The sequence below is a fragment of the Streptomyces sp. NPDC020917 genome (genome assembly GCF_044333795.1).
Lineage (GTDB): Bacteria > Actinomycetota > Actinomycetes > Streptomycetales > Streptomycetaceae > Actinacidiphila.
The window spans coordinates 79,993-93,557 of the sequence record NZ_JBIRRR010000012.1; the positions used below are offsets into that span (position 1 = coordinate 79,993).

The 13,565-nt window shown below is 74.6% G+C and carries 11 protein-coding genes and 1 pseudogene; 5 read left to right on the forward strand and 7 right to left on the reverse strand.

From position 1 onward, the window contains the following. Positions 1 to 80: 80 nt before the first annotated feature. Positions 81 to 1,355 carry an RNA polymerase sigma factor gene (locus tag ACH4TG_RS24395; protein WP_398244592.1) on the reverse strand — a complete coding sequence of 425 codons (1,275 nt, stop codon included), beginning with the start codon at positions 1,353 to 1,355 and terminating at the stop codon, positions 81 to 83. A gap of 5 nt (positions 1,356 to 1,360) precedes the next feature. Further along, positions 1,361 to 1,720, reverse strand: coding sequence for a YciI family protein (locus tag ACH4TG_RS24400; RefSeq protein ID WP_398244593.1), 360 nt, complete (start codon positions 1,718 to 1,720; stop codon positions 1,361 to 1,363). Between the two features lie 273 nt (positions 1,721 to 1,993). Between ACH4TG_RS24400 and uppS the strand changes: the two genes are divergently transcribed. Both uppS and ACH4TG_RS24410 read left to right on the forward strand, forming a co-directional pair. Then, positions 1,994 to 2,770, forward strand: a complete 777-nt coding sequence (uppS, locus tag ACH4TG_RS24405) for a polyprenyl diphosphate synthase (RefSeq protein ID WP_398244594.1) — start codon at positions 1,994 to 1,996, stop codon at positions 2,768 to 2,770. A 27-nt stretch (positions 2,771 to 2,797) separates the two neighbouring features. Continuing rightward, positions 2,798 to 3,553 (forward strand): class I SAM-dependent DNA methyltransferase, encoded by a 756-nt coding sequence (locus ACH4TG_RS24410; RefSeq protein ID WP_398244595.1) that lies wholly within the window; start codon positions 2,798 to 2,800, stop codon positions 3,551 to 3,553. A gap of 52 nt (positions 3,554 to 3,605) precedes the next feature. On the opposite strand, the gene ACH4TG_RS24415 is transcribed toward ACH4TG_RS24410, so the two are convergent. Continuing rightward, on the reverse strand, positions 3,606 to 5,177 hold the full coding sequence (locus tag ACH4TG_RS24415) for a PHB depolymerase family esterase (RefSeq protein ID WP_398244596.1): 1,572 nt from the start codon (positions 5,175 to 5,177) through the stop codon (positions 3,606 to 3,608). 271 nt (positions 5,178 to 5,448) lie between these two features. On the opposite strand from ACH4TG_RS24415, the gene ACH4TG_RS24420 reads away from it, so the two are divergent. From ACH4TG_RS24420 to ACH4TG_RS24430, 3 genes are all read left to right on the forward strand, one after another. Further along, entirely contained in the window at positions 5,449 to 6,252 is an 804-nt protein-coding gene (locus ACH4TG_RS24420; protein WP_398244597.1) for a 3-hydroxybutyrate dehydrogenase, read from the forward strand. 89 nt (positions 6,253 to 6,341) lie between these two features. Continuing rightward, the gene (locus ACH4TG_RS24425) at positions 6,342 to 7,811 is read left to right on the forward strand and encodes an MFS transporter (RefSeq protein ID WP_398244598.1); all 1,470 of its coding nucleotides are present in this window, start codon (positions 6,342 to 6,344) and stop codon (positions 7,809 to 7,811) included. Positions 7,812 to 7,896: 85 nt separating this feature from the next. Beyond that, positions 7,897 to 9,891 (forward strand): helix-turn-helix domain-containing protein, encoded by a 1,995-nt coding sequence (locus tag ACH4TG_RS24430; RefSeq protein WP_398244599.1) that lies wholly within the window; start codon positions 7,897 to 7,899, stop codon positions 9,889 to 9,891. A 44-nt stretch (positions 9,892 to 9,935) separates the two neighbouring features. On the opposite strand, the gene ACH4TG_RS24435 is transcribed toward ACH4TG_RS24430, so the two are convergent. The 4 genes and pseudogenes from ACH4TG_RS24435 to ACH4TG_RS24450 form a co-directional block, all read right to left on the reverse strand. After that, the gene (locus ACH4TG_RS24435; RefSeq protein ID WP_398244600.1) at positions 9,936 to 11,039 is read right to left on the reverse strand and encodes a branched-chain amino acid ABC transporter permease; all 1,104 of its coding nucleotides are present in this window, start codon (positions 11,037 to 11,039) and stop codon (positions 9,936 to 9,938) included. Beyond that, on the reverse strand, positions 11,036 to 11,923 hold the full coding sequence (locus ACH4TG_RS24440) for a branched-chain amino acid ABC transporter permease (RefSeq protein WP_398244601.1): 888 nt from the start codon (positions 11,921 to 11,923) through the stop codon (positions 11,036 to 11,038). Before ACH4TG_RS24440 ends, ACH4TG_RS24435 begins: the two co-directional genes overlap by 4 nt. Positions 11,924 to 12,096: 173 nt before the next feature. Further along, positions 12,097 to 12,825: pseudogene (locus ACH4TG_RS24445) on the reverse strand (ABC transporter ATP-binding protein); the annotation flags it as partial. Further along, the gene (locus ACH4TG_RS24450; protein WP_398244602.1) at positions 12,822 to 13,565 is read right to left on the reverse strand and encodes an ABC transporter ATP-binding protein; all 744 of its coding nucleotides are present in this window, start codon (positions 13,563 to 13,565) and stop codon (positions 12,822 to 12,824) included. The pseudogene ACH4TG_RS24445 and the gene ACH4TG_RS24450, both read right to left, overlap by 4 nt.

Sequence of the window (13,565 nt, forward strand, 5' to 3'; positions counted from 1 at the left end):
CGCTGGGGGCACCTCCCAGTCGCTCTGGGGGACCCCGCGCCCCTGGTGGGCACACCGCCGGCGTCCTCGTCGACGTCCCCCTAGCCGAGGTCCTCGCGTGCCCGCGCGGCCGACTCGCGGCGCCTGGCGCGCAGGAAGTCCTGCTCGGCGGCGTTGCCGGTGCGGGCCAGTGCCGCCTCGTAGGCGTCGGCGGCCTCCGCGTCCCGGCCCAGGCGGCGCAGCAGGTCGGCCCGCACCGCGTGCAGCAGGTAGTAGCCGGCCGGCTCCCCGGCCAGCGCGTCGACCAGTTCCAGGCCCGCGGCCGGGCCCTCGACCTCCGCGACCGCCACCGCGCGGTGCAGTGCCACGACCGGGCCGGGGTCGATCGCGGCCAGCTGGTCGTACAGCGCGACGACCTGCCGCCAGTCGGTCGCGGCGGCCGACGGGGCGTCGCTGTGCACCGCGTTGATCGCGGCCTGGATCTGGTACGGGCCGGGCCGGCCCCGGCGCAGGCAGCGCCGCACCAGGTCCTGTCCCTCGGCGACCTCGGCCGCGTCCCAGCGGCTGCGGTCCTGGTCCGCGAGCAGCACCAGGCCGCCGTCCGGGGCGACTCGGGCGGGCCGCCGCGCGTCCGCGAGCAGCATCAGCGCCAGCAGGCCCAGCGCCTCCGGCTCGTCCGGCATCAGCGCCACGAGCAGCCGGCCCAGCCGGATCGCCTCCGCGCACAGCGGTTCGCGGACCAGCCGGTCGCCCGAACTGGCCGCGTACCCCTCGTTGAAGACCAGGTACACCACCGCCAGGACCGCCCGCAGCCGGTCGGGCAGGTCCGCCTCGCGCGGCACGCGGTACGGGATCCCGGCCTTGCGGATCTTGCCCTTGGCCCGCACCAGCCGCTGGGCCATGGTCGGTTCCGGCACCAGGAACGCGCGGGCGATCTCGGCGGTGGTCAGCCCGCCCAGCAGTCGCAGGGTCAGGGCCACCCGGGCACTGGTGGACAGCGCCGGGTGGCAGCAGGTGAAGATCAGTCGCAGCCGGTCGTCCTGCACGGCGCCCTCACCCTCCGCGTCGTCCCGGTCCGCGCCGTCCGCGGCCCGGGCGGCCATCAGTGCGGCGGCCCTGGCCTGCCGCTCGTCCCGGCCGGCCTCGCGGCGCAGCCGGTCGATCGCGCGGTTGCGCGCGGTGGTGATGATCCAGCCGGCCGGGCTGGGGGGCGGGCCGGCCGCCGGCCAGCGCTCCAGGGCCACCGCGAACGCGTCCTGGACCGCCTCCTCGGCGAGGTCGATGTCCCCGAACACACCGACCAGCACCGACACCGCGCGCCCGTACTCCGCCCGGAAGACCTCCTCGACCTCCCGGCCCGGCTCGTGCGTTCGCATGCCGCTCAGCTGCCGGACTCCTCGTCCACGAAGGGCCGGACCTCGATCGGCAGCGGGATGGCGGTGGCGGCCTTGCGGCCCCACTCCAGGGCGGCGTCCAGGTCCGGCGCCTTCACGATGCAGATGCCGCCCAGGTACTCCTTGCCCTCGATGAAGGGGCCGTCCGTCATGACCGTCTCGCCGCCGTCCACCCGCACCACCGTCGCCGTGTCCGGCGCGTGCAGGCCACCCGCGAAGACCCAGGCGCCCGCGGCCTTCAGCTCGTCGTGGAACGCGGCGACGTCCGTCATGATCTCCTTGAGCGCCTCGGGGGAGGGCGGCTCGGCGCCGGTGGGGGTGACCACGCTCAGCAGGTACTGCTTCATGGTGTGCTCCTCGGTTCGGCCACCGGCCGGTCGCCGGTGTCCCACCTTCTACACGAACGGGGGGCCGCCGGATCGACACCGAGCGCCCCGGCGATTTCCCCCGAGGTTTACACCCGTTCCCGCGCACGCTAACTTTCAGGTGTGGGAGCGCTCCCACGCCTGTGGCTACCCGGCCTGCCGCCTCAATCCCTTTCCCCGCATCGGCGGCAGGCCGGGTACCGCCTTTTCCGGGCCGGGGAACCGTAAGCTCGGACCAGGCGAAAGGAGCCTGGCATGCGGATCTCCGACCCCCTGTACTCCCTGTACGCCCGCCGCCTGCGACGGCAGGTCCAGGGGGGAGGGCTGCCCCGGCACGTCGGCCTGATCATGGACGGAAACCGGCGCTGGGCACGGCAGATGAAGATGGCCAACCCCAGCCTCGGGCACAAGTACGGTGCCGAGCACGTCGACGAGGTCCTCTCCTGGTGCGAGTCGCTGGGCATCCAGCACGTGACCGTCTTCGTCTGCTCCACGGAGAACCTGCAGCGCCGCGGGGACAACGAGGTCACCTTCCTGATGCAGCTGATCGAACAGGTCGTCACCGACAAGCTGGCGCGGCCCGACGCGCAGTGGCAGGTGCACATCGCCGGCACCCTGGACGTGCTGCCGGACTCCACCGCGCACGCCCTCAAGGGCGCGGTCGACGCCACCCGGGACTGCGCCACCGGATGCCACGTCACCCTGGCCATCGGCTACGGCGGCCGGCAGGAGGTGATCGACGCGCTGCGCGAGCTGATGACCGAGCGCGCCGAGGCGGGGGAGACCCTCGCCGACCTCGCGGCCTCGCTGGACGTCGACGACATCGCCCGGCACCTGTACACCGCCGGCCGCCCCGACCCCGACCTGGTCATCCGCACCAGCGGCGAGCAGCGCATGTCCAACTTCCTGCTGTGGCAGAGCGCCTACTCCGAGCTGTACTTCTGCGACGCCTACTGGCCGGCGTTCCGCGAGATCGACTTCCTGCGCGCGCTGCGCAGTTACTCGGCCCGCGAGCGGCGGTACGGCAGCTGACCGGGCCGGTCCGCCTATCCTGAGCCGGTGTTCTCCCCCCAGGGCCCCTCGCTCCGTGAACTCGCCGTGCAGGCGCTGTCGTCCGTCGAGCACGGATACGACCTGCTGGCACCGAAGTTCGACCAGACGCCGTTCCGTACCCCGGACCGCGTGCTGGACGCCGTCGCCGAAGCGCTGGCCCCGCTCGGGCCGTTCGGCGACGGGCTCGACGTGTGCTGCGGCACCGGCGCCGGACTGCGGGTCCTGGAGCCGCTGTGCCGGACCGTCACCGGCGTGGACTTCAGCGCCGGGATGATGGCCGCCGCCCGCAACGCGGGCCGGGCGCCGGGGGGTTCGGGCGGCGCGGACGTGCGCTGGGTGCAGGCGGACGTGCGGGCGATGCCGTTCACCGCGGCCTTCGACCTCGCGTTAAGCTTCGGCGCGTTCGGGCACTTCCTGCCGGCCGAGCGGCCCGGCCTGTTCGCCGGCGTGCTGCGGAGCCTGCGTCCCGGCGGCCTGTTCGCCTTCCCGGTCGGCGCGCCGCCGCCGGTCACCTCGCCGTGGCACTGGGCGCTCGCCGGGTTCGACGCGGGCATGCGGGTGCGCAACCTGCTGTGGCGGCCGCCGTTCGTGATGTACTACCGGACCTTCCCGCTCGCCGCGGTGCGGGACGACCTGCGGCGGGCCGGCTTCCTCGTGGGATCGGTGCCGCTGGAGGAGTTCGGCCGCCGGGCCGACGGCAGCCCGCGCTGCCGCCTGGTGCTGGCCCGGCGGCCGGACTCCCCGGCGGCGGACGCCCGTTGACGGCCCGGCCGGTGCAGGGGCCGCGGGTGCGGGGCGCCGCCGCCGGGCGGGTTCAGCAGGTACCGTCGGCGATCACGTAGGAGTCCGAGCCGGTCTGCTTCAGGGTGTGGACGATGAAGACGTTCCACAGGCCCATGTTCTGGTCGGACCCGTCGGCGTAGGCGTAGCCGCCGCTCTGGTGGGCGCGGCCCGCGGCCACCTGGTTGTAGTTGTTGTCGGTGAAGCACCCCCCGCTGCCGCCACCGCCACCGGTGGTGGTGGCCGTCACGGCGGCCGAGGCCGGCCCTGGCGTCCCCGAGGAGTCGACGGCGGCGACCGTGTAGGTGTACGAAGTGCCCGCCGTCAGGCCGGTGTCGGTGAAGGTGGTGCCGGTCGCGGAACCGGCGGCCGTGCCGTTGCGGTACACCGTGTACGAGGCGGCGCCGCCGACCGCGGTCCAGCTCAGCGAGGCGCTGGTGCCCGTGGTCCCGGTCACCGCAAGACCGGTCGGCGCGGGCAGCGTTCCGGTGCCGCCACCGCCGCCGGAGCCGTCCAGGCCCCAGAAGCGCGCCGTGTAGTAGCTGGAGCAGATCGTGGCGAGGTAGTAGCTGCCGGTGCTGCCGCACTGCTCGGTGCCGGAGCCCGGATCGACCGCCAGGCCGTGGCTCATCCCCGAGATCTGGTACAGCTCCACCGCGGGGTTGCCCTGGGGGTCGTTGTAGATGCTGAGTGTGGTGCTGCCCGGCAGCGACTGGGTGCTGGACGCGCTCTGGCTGATGCCCCAGGCGTTGGTCCACTGGTCGCGCAACTCGGTGCCGTTGACCGGCTGCACGGTGGTGTCCGAGGTGCCCTGCCAGATCGCGACCCGCGGCCACGGCCCCGAGTAACCGGCGTCGGAGGAGCGGACCTTGTCGCCCCACTGCGCGGGCGTCAGGTTCATGCTGCCGTATTGGCACTGCGAGGCGGCGGTCTGCGTGGTGGCGCACTGGGCGGGGAGCCCGGAGTCGACGGCGCCGCCCGCGAACACGTCCGGGTAGTCGGCGAGCAGGTCGGCGGTCATCCCGCCACCGGCCGACAGGCCCGTCACGAACACCCGGTGGGTGTCCGAACCGTACTGGGACGCGGCCGCATCGACCATCGAGACCACCGAGGCGGCCTCGCCCTTGCCGCGGGTGTCCTTGGCGGAGTCGAACCAGCTGAAGCAGGACAGGGAGTTGTTCGTGGCGCTGGTCTGCGGGAAGACCAGCGCGAAGCCCCACAGGTCGGCGTACTTCTGCCAGCCGGAGTGGGTGAAGTAGTCGCCGGCGCTCTGCGTGCAGCCGTGCAGCGCGACGACCAGCGGCGCGCCGGCCGGCAGGTTCGCCGGGGCGTACTCGTACATCGCCAGGTTGCCCGGGTTGGACCCGAAGGAGGTGACCTGGGTCAGCCCGGCAGCGCTCGCCGGGGCGGCGGAGGCGACCACGCCGAGTCCCGCGGCGAGCAGCGCGAGCACGGAGAGCAGCGCCGCCAGCGCGGGGTGCCGCCGCGATCGGCGGGCGGGCGCGGCGGTGGTGGTGGCGGTGTCGGGAGGGGGAGCTTCATCAGGGGGGACGGGTGTCACGGGTGGCGTCGGGGGAGTGGCGGGCAGGTGCATGGTCGGCTCCATGGGGGGATCCGTTCGTCCGGCTGGCGAGGACGGTAGAACCGGGCCGCGACGCCGGACACGTGACGGAACGCCACCTCGCCGCCCGCCGAGTGGCGGCCGGCGCCATTGCGGGACGGTGCGCGCGGTGGGACCGCCGCCCGGCGCCGCTGCCCGCGCCCGCGTGGTCCGGTGGGCGGCCGTCGCGACATGGGGTCCGCCGCCATGGTTTCCCGGGGAAGTATGGCCGCCGCCCACGTGTGCGCCTTCCCGCAACGTTCCTAGCGTGGCGGCCATGGAGAGCACTCAGAGCCCAGGTCCCGCCGGTGCGTCCGCGGACGCACCGGACGGCGCGCGCTTCCTGGCCGGGCGCACGGCGATGGTCACCGGGGCCGCCAGCGGTATCGGGCGGGCCTGCGCGGTGGCCTTCGCCCAGGCCGGCGCCACCGTGTACGTGGTCGACCGGGCCGCCGACGCCGCCAAGGAGGTGGCCGCCGAGATCGGCGGGACCTGCCTGGTCACCGACCTGTCCGACCCGGAGGCGGTGGACGCGCTGCCGGCGGACGCCGACATCGTCGTCAACAACGCGGGGCTCCAGCACGTCGCCCCGGTCCACGAGTTCCCGCCGGAGCGGTTCGCGCTGATCCAGCGGGTGATGGTCGAGGCGCCCTTCCGTATCCTGCGCCGCACCCTGCCGCACATGTACACCCGGGGCTGGGGACGGGTGGTCAACATCTCCTCCGTGCACGGGCTGCGCGCCAGCCCGTACAAGGCGGCCTACATCGTGGCCAAGCACGGGCTCGAAGGACTCAGCAAGACCGTCGCGCTGGAAGGCGCCGCGCACGGCGTGACCAGCAACTGCATCAACCCCGGATACGTCCGCACGCCGCTGGTCGAGGACCAGATCGCCGGGCAGGCCGCCACCCACGGCATCCCCGAGACCGAGGTGGTGGCGCGCGTGATGCTCGAACGGACCGCGATCAAGCGGCTGATCGAGCCGTCCGAGGTCGCGGCCGCGGCCCTGTGGCTGTGCTCCCCGCACACCGGTTACATCACCGGCGCCTCCCTCCCCGTGGACGGCGGCTGGACCGCTCACTAGCCGCCGCCCCGCTCCCCTCCTCAGCCGCCCCGCCCCCCGAGCTTCCTGTTTCCGTCCCCCCGCTCCCTCCCTCAGAGATCGGTGACACCATGGCCCCTCACACCGGCGTGAACGGACCGCAGCCCGCCGGACCGCCCGGCGCCGCAGGCCCCGCCCGCACCCGCCCCGCCGACCTGCGCCGCGTCGTGGCCGCCAGCCTCATCGGCACCACGGTCGAGTGGTACGACTACTTCCTGTACGGCTCCGCCGCCGCGCTCGTCTTCGGCAAGGTCTTCTTCCCGGACTCCGACCCGCTGACCGGCACCCTGCTGTCGTTCCTCACCTACGCCATCGGGTTCGCCGCGCGGCCCATCGGCGCCATGGTGTTCGGGCACTTCGGCGACCGGATCGGCCGCAAGAAACTGCTGGTGGTCAGCCTGCTGATGATGGGCGGCGCGACCACCCTGATCGGCTGCGTGCCCAGCTACGCCAGCATCGGCGTCGCCGCCCCGGTCCTGCTCACCACCCTCCGCGTGTTCCAGGGCTTCGCCCTCGGCGGGGAATGGGGCGGCGCCGTCCTGCTGGTGTCCGAACACGGCGACGTCCGGCGCCGCGGGTTCTGGGCCTCCTGGCCCCAGGGCGGCGCCCCCGCGGGCAACCTCATCGCGGTCGGCGTGCTGTCCCTGATGACCACCCTGCAGAGCGACGCGACGTTCACCGCCTGGGGCTGGCGCATCCCGTTCCTGTTCTCCGCCGTCCTGGTCGGCATCGGCCTGTGGATCCGGCTGTCGGTCGACGAGTCCCCGCTGTTCAAGGACGCGCTGGCGAAGGCCGAGCAGCGCAAGGCGGAGGAGCGCGAGCAGCAGGGCGCCGTCGACCGGATACCGGGCCTGGCGGTGCTGCGCGACCACTGGCGGGACGTCCTGGTCGCGATGGGCGCGCGCATGGCGGAGAACATCTCCTACTACGTCATCACCACCTTCGTCCTCGCCTACTGCGTCGACCACCTCGACCTCGGCAAGCAGACCGCGCTCAACGCGGTGCTGATCGGCTCGGGCATCCAGTTCTGCCTCATCCCGCTGTTCGGCGCGCTCTCCGACCGGGTCGGACGCAAGCCGGTGTACCTGGTGGGCGCGGTCGGCACCGGCGCGTGGGCCTGGGCCTTCTTCACGCTGCTCGACACCCGGGACTTCCCGTCCCTGGTGCTGGCCGTCACCGTCGGCCTGGTCTTCCACAGCGCGATGTACGCGCCTCAGGCGGCCTTCTTCTCCGAGCTGTTCGCGACCCGGATGCGCTACTCCGGCGCCTCGTTCGGCGCCCAGTTCGCCTCGGTGGCGGCCGGCGCGCCCGCACCGCTGATCGCGGTGGCGCTGCTCAAGTCGTACGGCGACGCCACCCCGGTGTCGGTGTACGTCTCGCTGGCGGCGATCGTCACCGTCGTGGCGCTGCTGTTCGCCCGCGAGACCAGGGGCCGCGACCTGACGGACCTGCGCGACCCCGCGGACGACGCGGCCGGCGACGCGGCCGGGTCCTCCTCGGTAGTCTCTGCGTCCACGGAAGTCCCCGCCCCACCCGCGTGACGTGGGACGACCGCCCGCAACCCCCGGTGAGGGGCCGCAACCGCGGCCCCTCACCGGCCCGTTCCTACCCGCCACGGTGGCCCCGATGTCAGAACCCCCCGCCCCCATCGCCCCCTACCTGCGCCGGCTGCTCGAACTCATCGCCGAGGACGCGCCCGCCGAGGAGTACGGGGCCGTCGCGGTGCAGGCCAGGGCCGCCGGCGCGGGTCCGGCCGACCTGGCCGAACTCGAACGGGCCGTCGGGACCGCACTGCGGGTGCGGCGCGTGCTGCGCCAGCACCGGCGCCGCGAGACCGAACTGGCCGCGCTCTTCGACACCGCGGGCGACCTGGCCGCGCTGCGCGACCTCGACGCGGTGCTGCAGTCCATCGTGCGCAGGGCGCGCATGCTGCTCGGCACGGACACCGCCTACCTGACCCTGCGGGACGACGAGGCCGGCGACACCTACATGCGGGTCACCGACGGATCGGTGTCGCCGCTGTTCCAGACGCTGCGGCTGAGCTACGGCGACGGGCTCGGCGGGCTCGTCGCCCAGACCGCCCGGCCCTACGCCACCCCCGACTACCGCACCGACCAGCGCTTCCGGCACACCGGCTCGATCGACGAGGGCGTGCTCGACGAGGGCCTGGTCGGCATCCTCGGCGTGCCGCTGCTGCTCGGCGGGCGCGGCGGCGCCCGCAACGGCCAGGCCGGGCAGGCTCCGGCCGCCAACGGCGCCCGGTCCGGCGGCGGCGCCGCGGGGGCGGCAGAAGGCGACGTGATCGGCGTGCTGTTCGCCGCCGACCGCACGCCGCGCCCCTTCACCCCGGAGGAGGTGGCGCTGCTGTGCTCGCTGGCCGCGCACGCCGCCATCGCCATCGACACCGCCAAGTCCATCACCGAACTCGCCGAGGCCGGTGCGGTGATCCGCGAGCACGCCGCCGCCATGCAGCGCGCGGAGGAGGCCCACGACCGGCTCACCGACCTGGTGCTGCGCGGCGGGGACCTGTCGGAGGTGGCGGCCGCGGTGGCCGGCCTGCTCGACGGGCCGATCACCATCCACGACCCCGAGGGCCGCACCCTTGCCGCGGTCGGACGGCGCGGCGAGGACTTCGACGGCCCCGTGCCCGAGCCCGCGTCCCTGGTCAGGCACGCCGCCGACTCGCACGCCGCGGCCCGGGCGGTCTTCCGCGACAGCCGCTGGACCTGCGCGGTGCTCGCCGGGCAGGAACTGCTGGGCAGCCTCGTGCTGTACGGGCGCGGCCGGCTCGACGACTCCGACCGGCGGCTGTTCGAGCGCGCCGGCGTGGTCACCGCGCTCCTGCTGCTGCTCAGCCGCTCCGTCGCCGAGACCGAGAACCGGGTCCGCGGCGAGCTGGTCGCCGACCTGCTGACCGCGCCCGACCGCGACCCGGCCGGACTCGTGGTCCGCGGCCGGCGGCTCGGCATCGACCTCGGGCGCCCCTGCCTGCTGCTGGTCGCCGAGACCGCCGCGGGACACCACGACAAGCTGGCCGCAGCCGCGGGCCGCTACCTGTTCGGCAGCAACGGCATCAGCGCCGAGCAGTCCGGCACGGTCGTGCTGCTGCTCCCGCACGACGGCACCCGGCCCGGCGACGCGGCCCGCACCGCCGTCGGCCAGCTGACCCCGCTCGTCGGCGCGGACGTCACCGTGGCCGCGGGCGGTCCCGCCGCGGGGCCGCGGGCCATCGCCGACGCGCACGAGGAGGCGCTCCGCTGCCTGCGGGCGCTGCAGTCGCTCGGCCGGACCGGCGACGGCGCCAGCGCCGCCGAACTCGGCTTCCTCGGTGTGCTGCTGGGCAACGACCGCGACGTGGAGTCGTTCGTCACCGCGACGCTCGGGCCGCTGCTGGAGTACGACGCCCGGCGCGGCACCGAACTCGTACGCACCCTCGGCGCCTACTTCGCCTGCGGCGGCACCCTGACCCGGACCAAGGACGAACTCCACCTGCACGTCAACACGGTCGTGCAGCGCCTGGACCGGATCCAGGCGCTGCTGGGGGCCGGCTGGAACGACCCGGAGCGCGCGCTGGAACTCCAGCTCGCGCTCCGGCTGCACCTGCTGTCCGGCTCCGGCTAGGCGCGGCTTTGGGCCGCGCGCCCGTCAAGCGAGCCGGCACTGGTTCAGGCCGCGGCCCCGGCGCTCCGCGCCCGTGCCGCACGCAGTCGCTGCGGAAGCCGCGCCACACCGCCCGGCAGGACGTAGACCACGACCACGAACAGGGTGCCGAGCAGGAACAACGGCTGGGACAGGGGCACCCGCAGCACCGAGGGCAGCCCGGCGACCGTCCCGGAGCCGGCGAGGTCGCCGAGCCGCTGGTCGGCCCACGTGTACACCACCCCGCCGAGCAACGGGCCCCAGCGGGAGCCGGAACCGCCGAGCACCACCATCACCAGCAGCGACAGGGTGAAGTCGGAGGTGGTGGTCTGCGGGGTCGCGCCGCCGGTGAGAAGCAGGTGCACCACACCGCCGGCCGCCGCGAGCGCTCCCGCGAGCACGAACGCGGTCAGCTTGAAGCCGTACGGGCGCAGGCCCAGCACCTCCACCCGCCGCTCGTTCTCCTTGATGCCCTCCCACACCCGGCCGGTGGGCGAGCGCACCGCCCAGTGCACCACGGCCAGGGTCACGACCAGGTAGGCCAGCGCGATCCAGTACAGGTTGGCGGTGTTGCCGATGCCGGCCAGCGACGACGGCAACCGGTCCGCCGGGATCGCCCGGCCCTCCTCGCCGCCGGTCACCCCGCCCGGGTCGCGCTCCACCAGCAGCGAGCCCGCCTGCGCGAAGGCCAGGGTGACCATCGAGAACGCGATGCCCGACACCCGCAGCGACACCGACCCGAGCAGCGCGGCAAGCGCCGTGCCCGACAGCAGGCCCAGCACGACCGAGGGCACGAACGGCAGCCCCGCCTCGGTCATGAAGGCGTTGGTCAGATAGCTGCCCGCGGCGAAGTACAGGGCGTGCCCGAACGACAGCAGGCCGGTCCGGCCGAGCAGCAGGTCGTAGCCGGTGGCGAGGGCGCCGAACACCAGGCAGAGCGCCAGGAGTTGCAGGCTGCCGGCGGAGCCGATCGGGCCGTCGAGCAGCCCCGGCAGCGGCAGTGCGCTGTACGGGACCGCGATCAGGGCCAGCAGGACCGCGCCCGGCCACCAGCGCGTCCAGCGGCGGGCGCCGGGCGGCGCCACCGGCTCGTCACGGGCGGCCTCGCGGACCGGAGTGGCGGTGGTCATGCGAGCCTCCCGGTGAGTCCGCTCGGCCGCAGGAGCAGCAGAACGGCGAGCAGCACGACCACGGCGAGGTCGCCGAGGCCGGACGCGGCGTAGTAGTTGGCGAACTGCTGGACGAGACCGACACCCGCGGCGGCCAGGGCCGCCCCGGCGACCGAGCCCATGCCGCCCATCACCACGACCACGAACGCGAAGATGAGCAGCGACGTGCCCTGACCCGGATCGACCGAGCCGTAGTAGAGCCCGCCGAGCGCGCCGCCCAGTGCGGCCGCCGCCCCGCCGATGGCGAAGACCAGGGTGAACGCCCTGCGGACGTCGATGCCGAGCGCGGTGACCATCGCCCGGTCCTCCACCCCGGCCCGCACGACCAGGCCGTGCCGGGTCCGGCCGAGGAACAGCCGCAGCGCGGCCAGCACCACCAGCGCGGCCCCCACCAGCACCAGCCGGTTGACCGGGATCCGCGCCCCCAGCAGCCCGAACGTGCCGGACAGGGCGTGCGGCCCGGGGAAGGGACGCGCGTCGGAGCCCCAGATCGCGGACAGCAGCGCCGGCACGGCCAGGCCCACGCCGACCGTGGCCAGCACCTGCTCCCTCGGCCGCTCGTACAGCGGCCTGATCAGGGCGAGTTCGAGCACCACCGCGGCCAGCGTGCCGACCGCGGTGCCGAACGCGACGGCCAGCACGAAGCCCGCGCCCGAGAAGCCGGCCCCCGGCACGTGCCCGGAGGCCGCCCACCAGCTGCCGTACGCGCCGATCGACAGCAGCGCGCCGTGCGCGAAGTTGAGCACGTCCATCAGGCCGAAGATCAGCGAAAGGCCGGAGGCCACCAGGAAGTACAGGGCGCCCAGGCCGAGTCCGGTGACGGCGAGCAGTACGACGGTGGACATCAGGCGTCCGCCTCCTCGGGCGCGGGGGAGTCCGCGGTTCGCGGTGGCACGGTCGGTCCTTCCGGGCTGTCGGGACGGGGGCGGCGCGCGGCGGTGGCCGCGGCCGTTGCCTCTGCGCCTGCGTCGGGCGCGCCTGCGTCGGGCGCGCCGGCGTTCGCGGTGCCGCGCGCCGAGCCGACACCCAGCAGCAGGCGGGTCGCCTCCGCGTCGGCCAGCAGCTCGGCGGCCGGGCCGCGGTGGGCCGTCCGGCCGTCGGCCAGCACCACGCAGGACGTCGCGAGCCGCCGCACCAGGGCGAGGTTCTGCTCGACCAGCAGCACCGGCACGGCCTGCGCCGCGCGCTCCAGCACCTGGGCGACCTCGGTGACCACCCGCGGGGCCAGGCCCTTGGTCGGCTCGTCGGCGATGATCAGCCGGTTCCCGTTCAGCAGGGTGCGGCCGATGGCCACCATCTGCTGCTGGCCGCCGGACAGCGTGCCCGCCAACTGCCGGGCCCGTTGCTTGAGTTCGGGGAACAGCTCGTGCACCAGGGGGTAGTCCGGCGCGCCCGCGCCCGGCCGCTCGGCCAGCCGCAGGTTCTCCGCCACGGTCAGCCCGGCGAACACCCCGCGGTCCTCCGGCGCGTAGCCGATGCCGCGGCGCACCAGCGTGTGGGTGGCCAGGCCCGCGGTCTCCTCGCTGCGGAACCGGACGCTTCCGGTGCGCGGCACCAGGCCGAGCACCCCGCGGACCGTGGTGGTCTTGCCCGCGCCGTTGCGGCCGAGCAGCGCGGTGACGCCGGCCGGCGCCACGTCCAGGTCCACGCCGTGCAGGATGTGCCGGCCGCCCAGCACGACCCGCAACCCCCGTACCGCCAGCAGCGGTTCGGCCCCTGCGCCGGCCGCCTGCGATGCCGTGCTCACAACGCCTCCCCGAGGTACGCCGACTGCACCGTCGCGTCGGCCATGACCGCCTGCGGGGTGTCCAGCGCCAGCAGCGTGCCGTGGTGCATCACCGCGAGCCGGTCCGCCAGGCCCAGCAGCACGTCCATGTGGTGCTCGACCATCAGCACCGTGCGGCCCTCGTCGCGGTGCAGCGAGCGGATCAGCGCGGTGAGCGCCGGCACCTCCTCGGCGCTCACCCCCGCCATCGGCTCGTCGAGCAGCATCAGCCGCGGCTCGCCGACCAGCAGCACGGCCAGTTCGAGCTTGCGCTTCTCGCCGTGCGACAGGGACCCGGCGACGGCGTCCGCCCGGTGCGCGAGCCCGGTGCGGTCCAGCACCCGGGCCACCTGGCCGGAGTACGACGACGCCCGCCGCCACAGCCGGTACGAGCCGCCGCCCGCGGCCTGCGCCGCCAGCCGCACGTGGTCGGCGACCGTCATCGCCGGCCACAGGCTGGACGTCTGGAACGTGCGGCCCAGGCCGCGGCGGGCCCTGGCCGCCACGCCCTCGGCCGTGATGTCGGCGCCGTCCAGCGCCAGGGACCCCCGGTCCGCCGGGACGAGGCCGCTGATCAGGTTGAACAGGGAGGTCTTGCCGGCGCCGTTGGGACCGATGAAGGCCAGGAACTCGCCCTCATGCACGTCGAAGGAGACGTCCTCGACGATGGTCGCGCCGCCGACCGACCAGCCCAGGTCGTGCAGGTGCAGTACCGGGGTCAC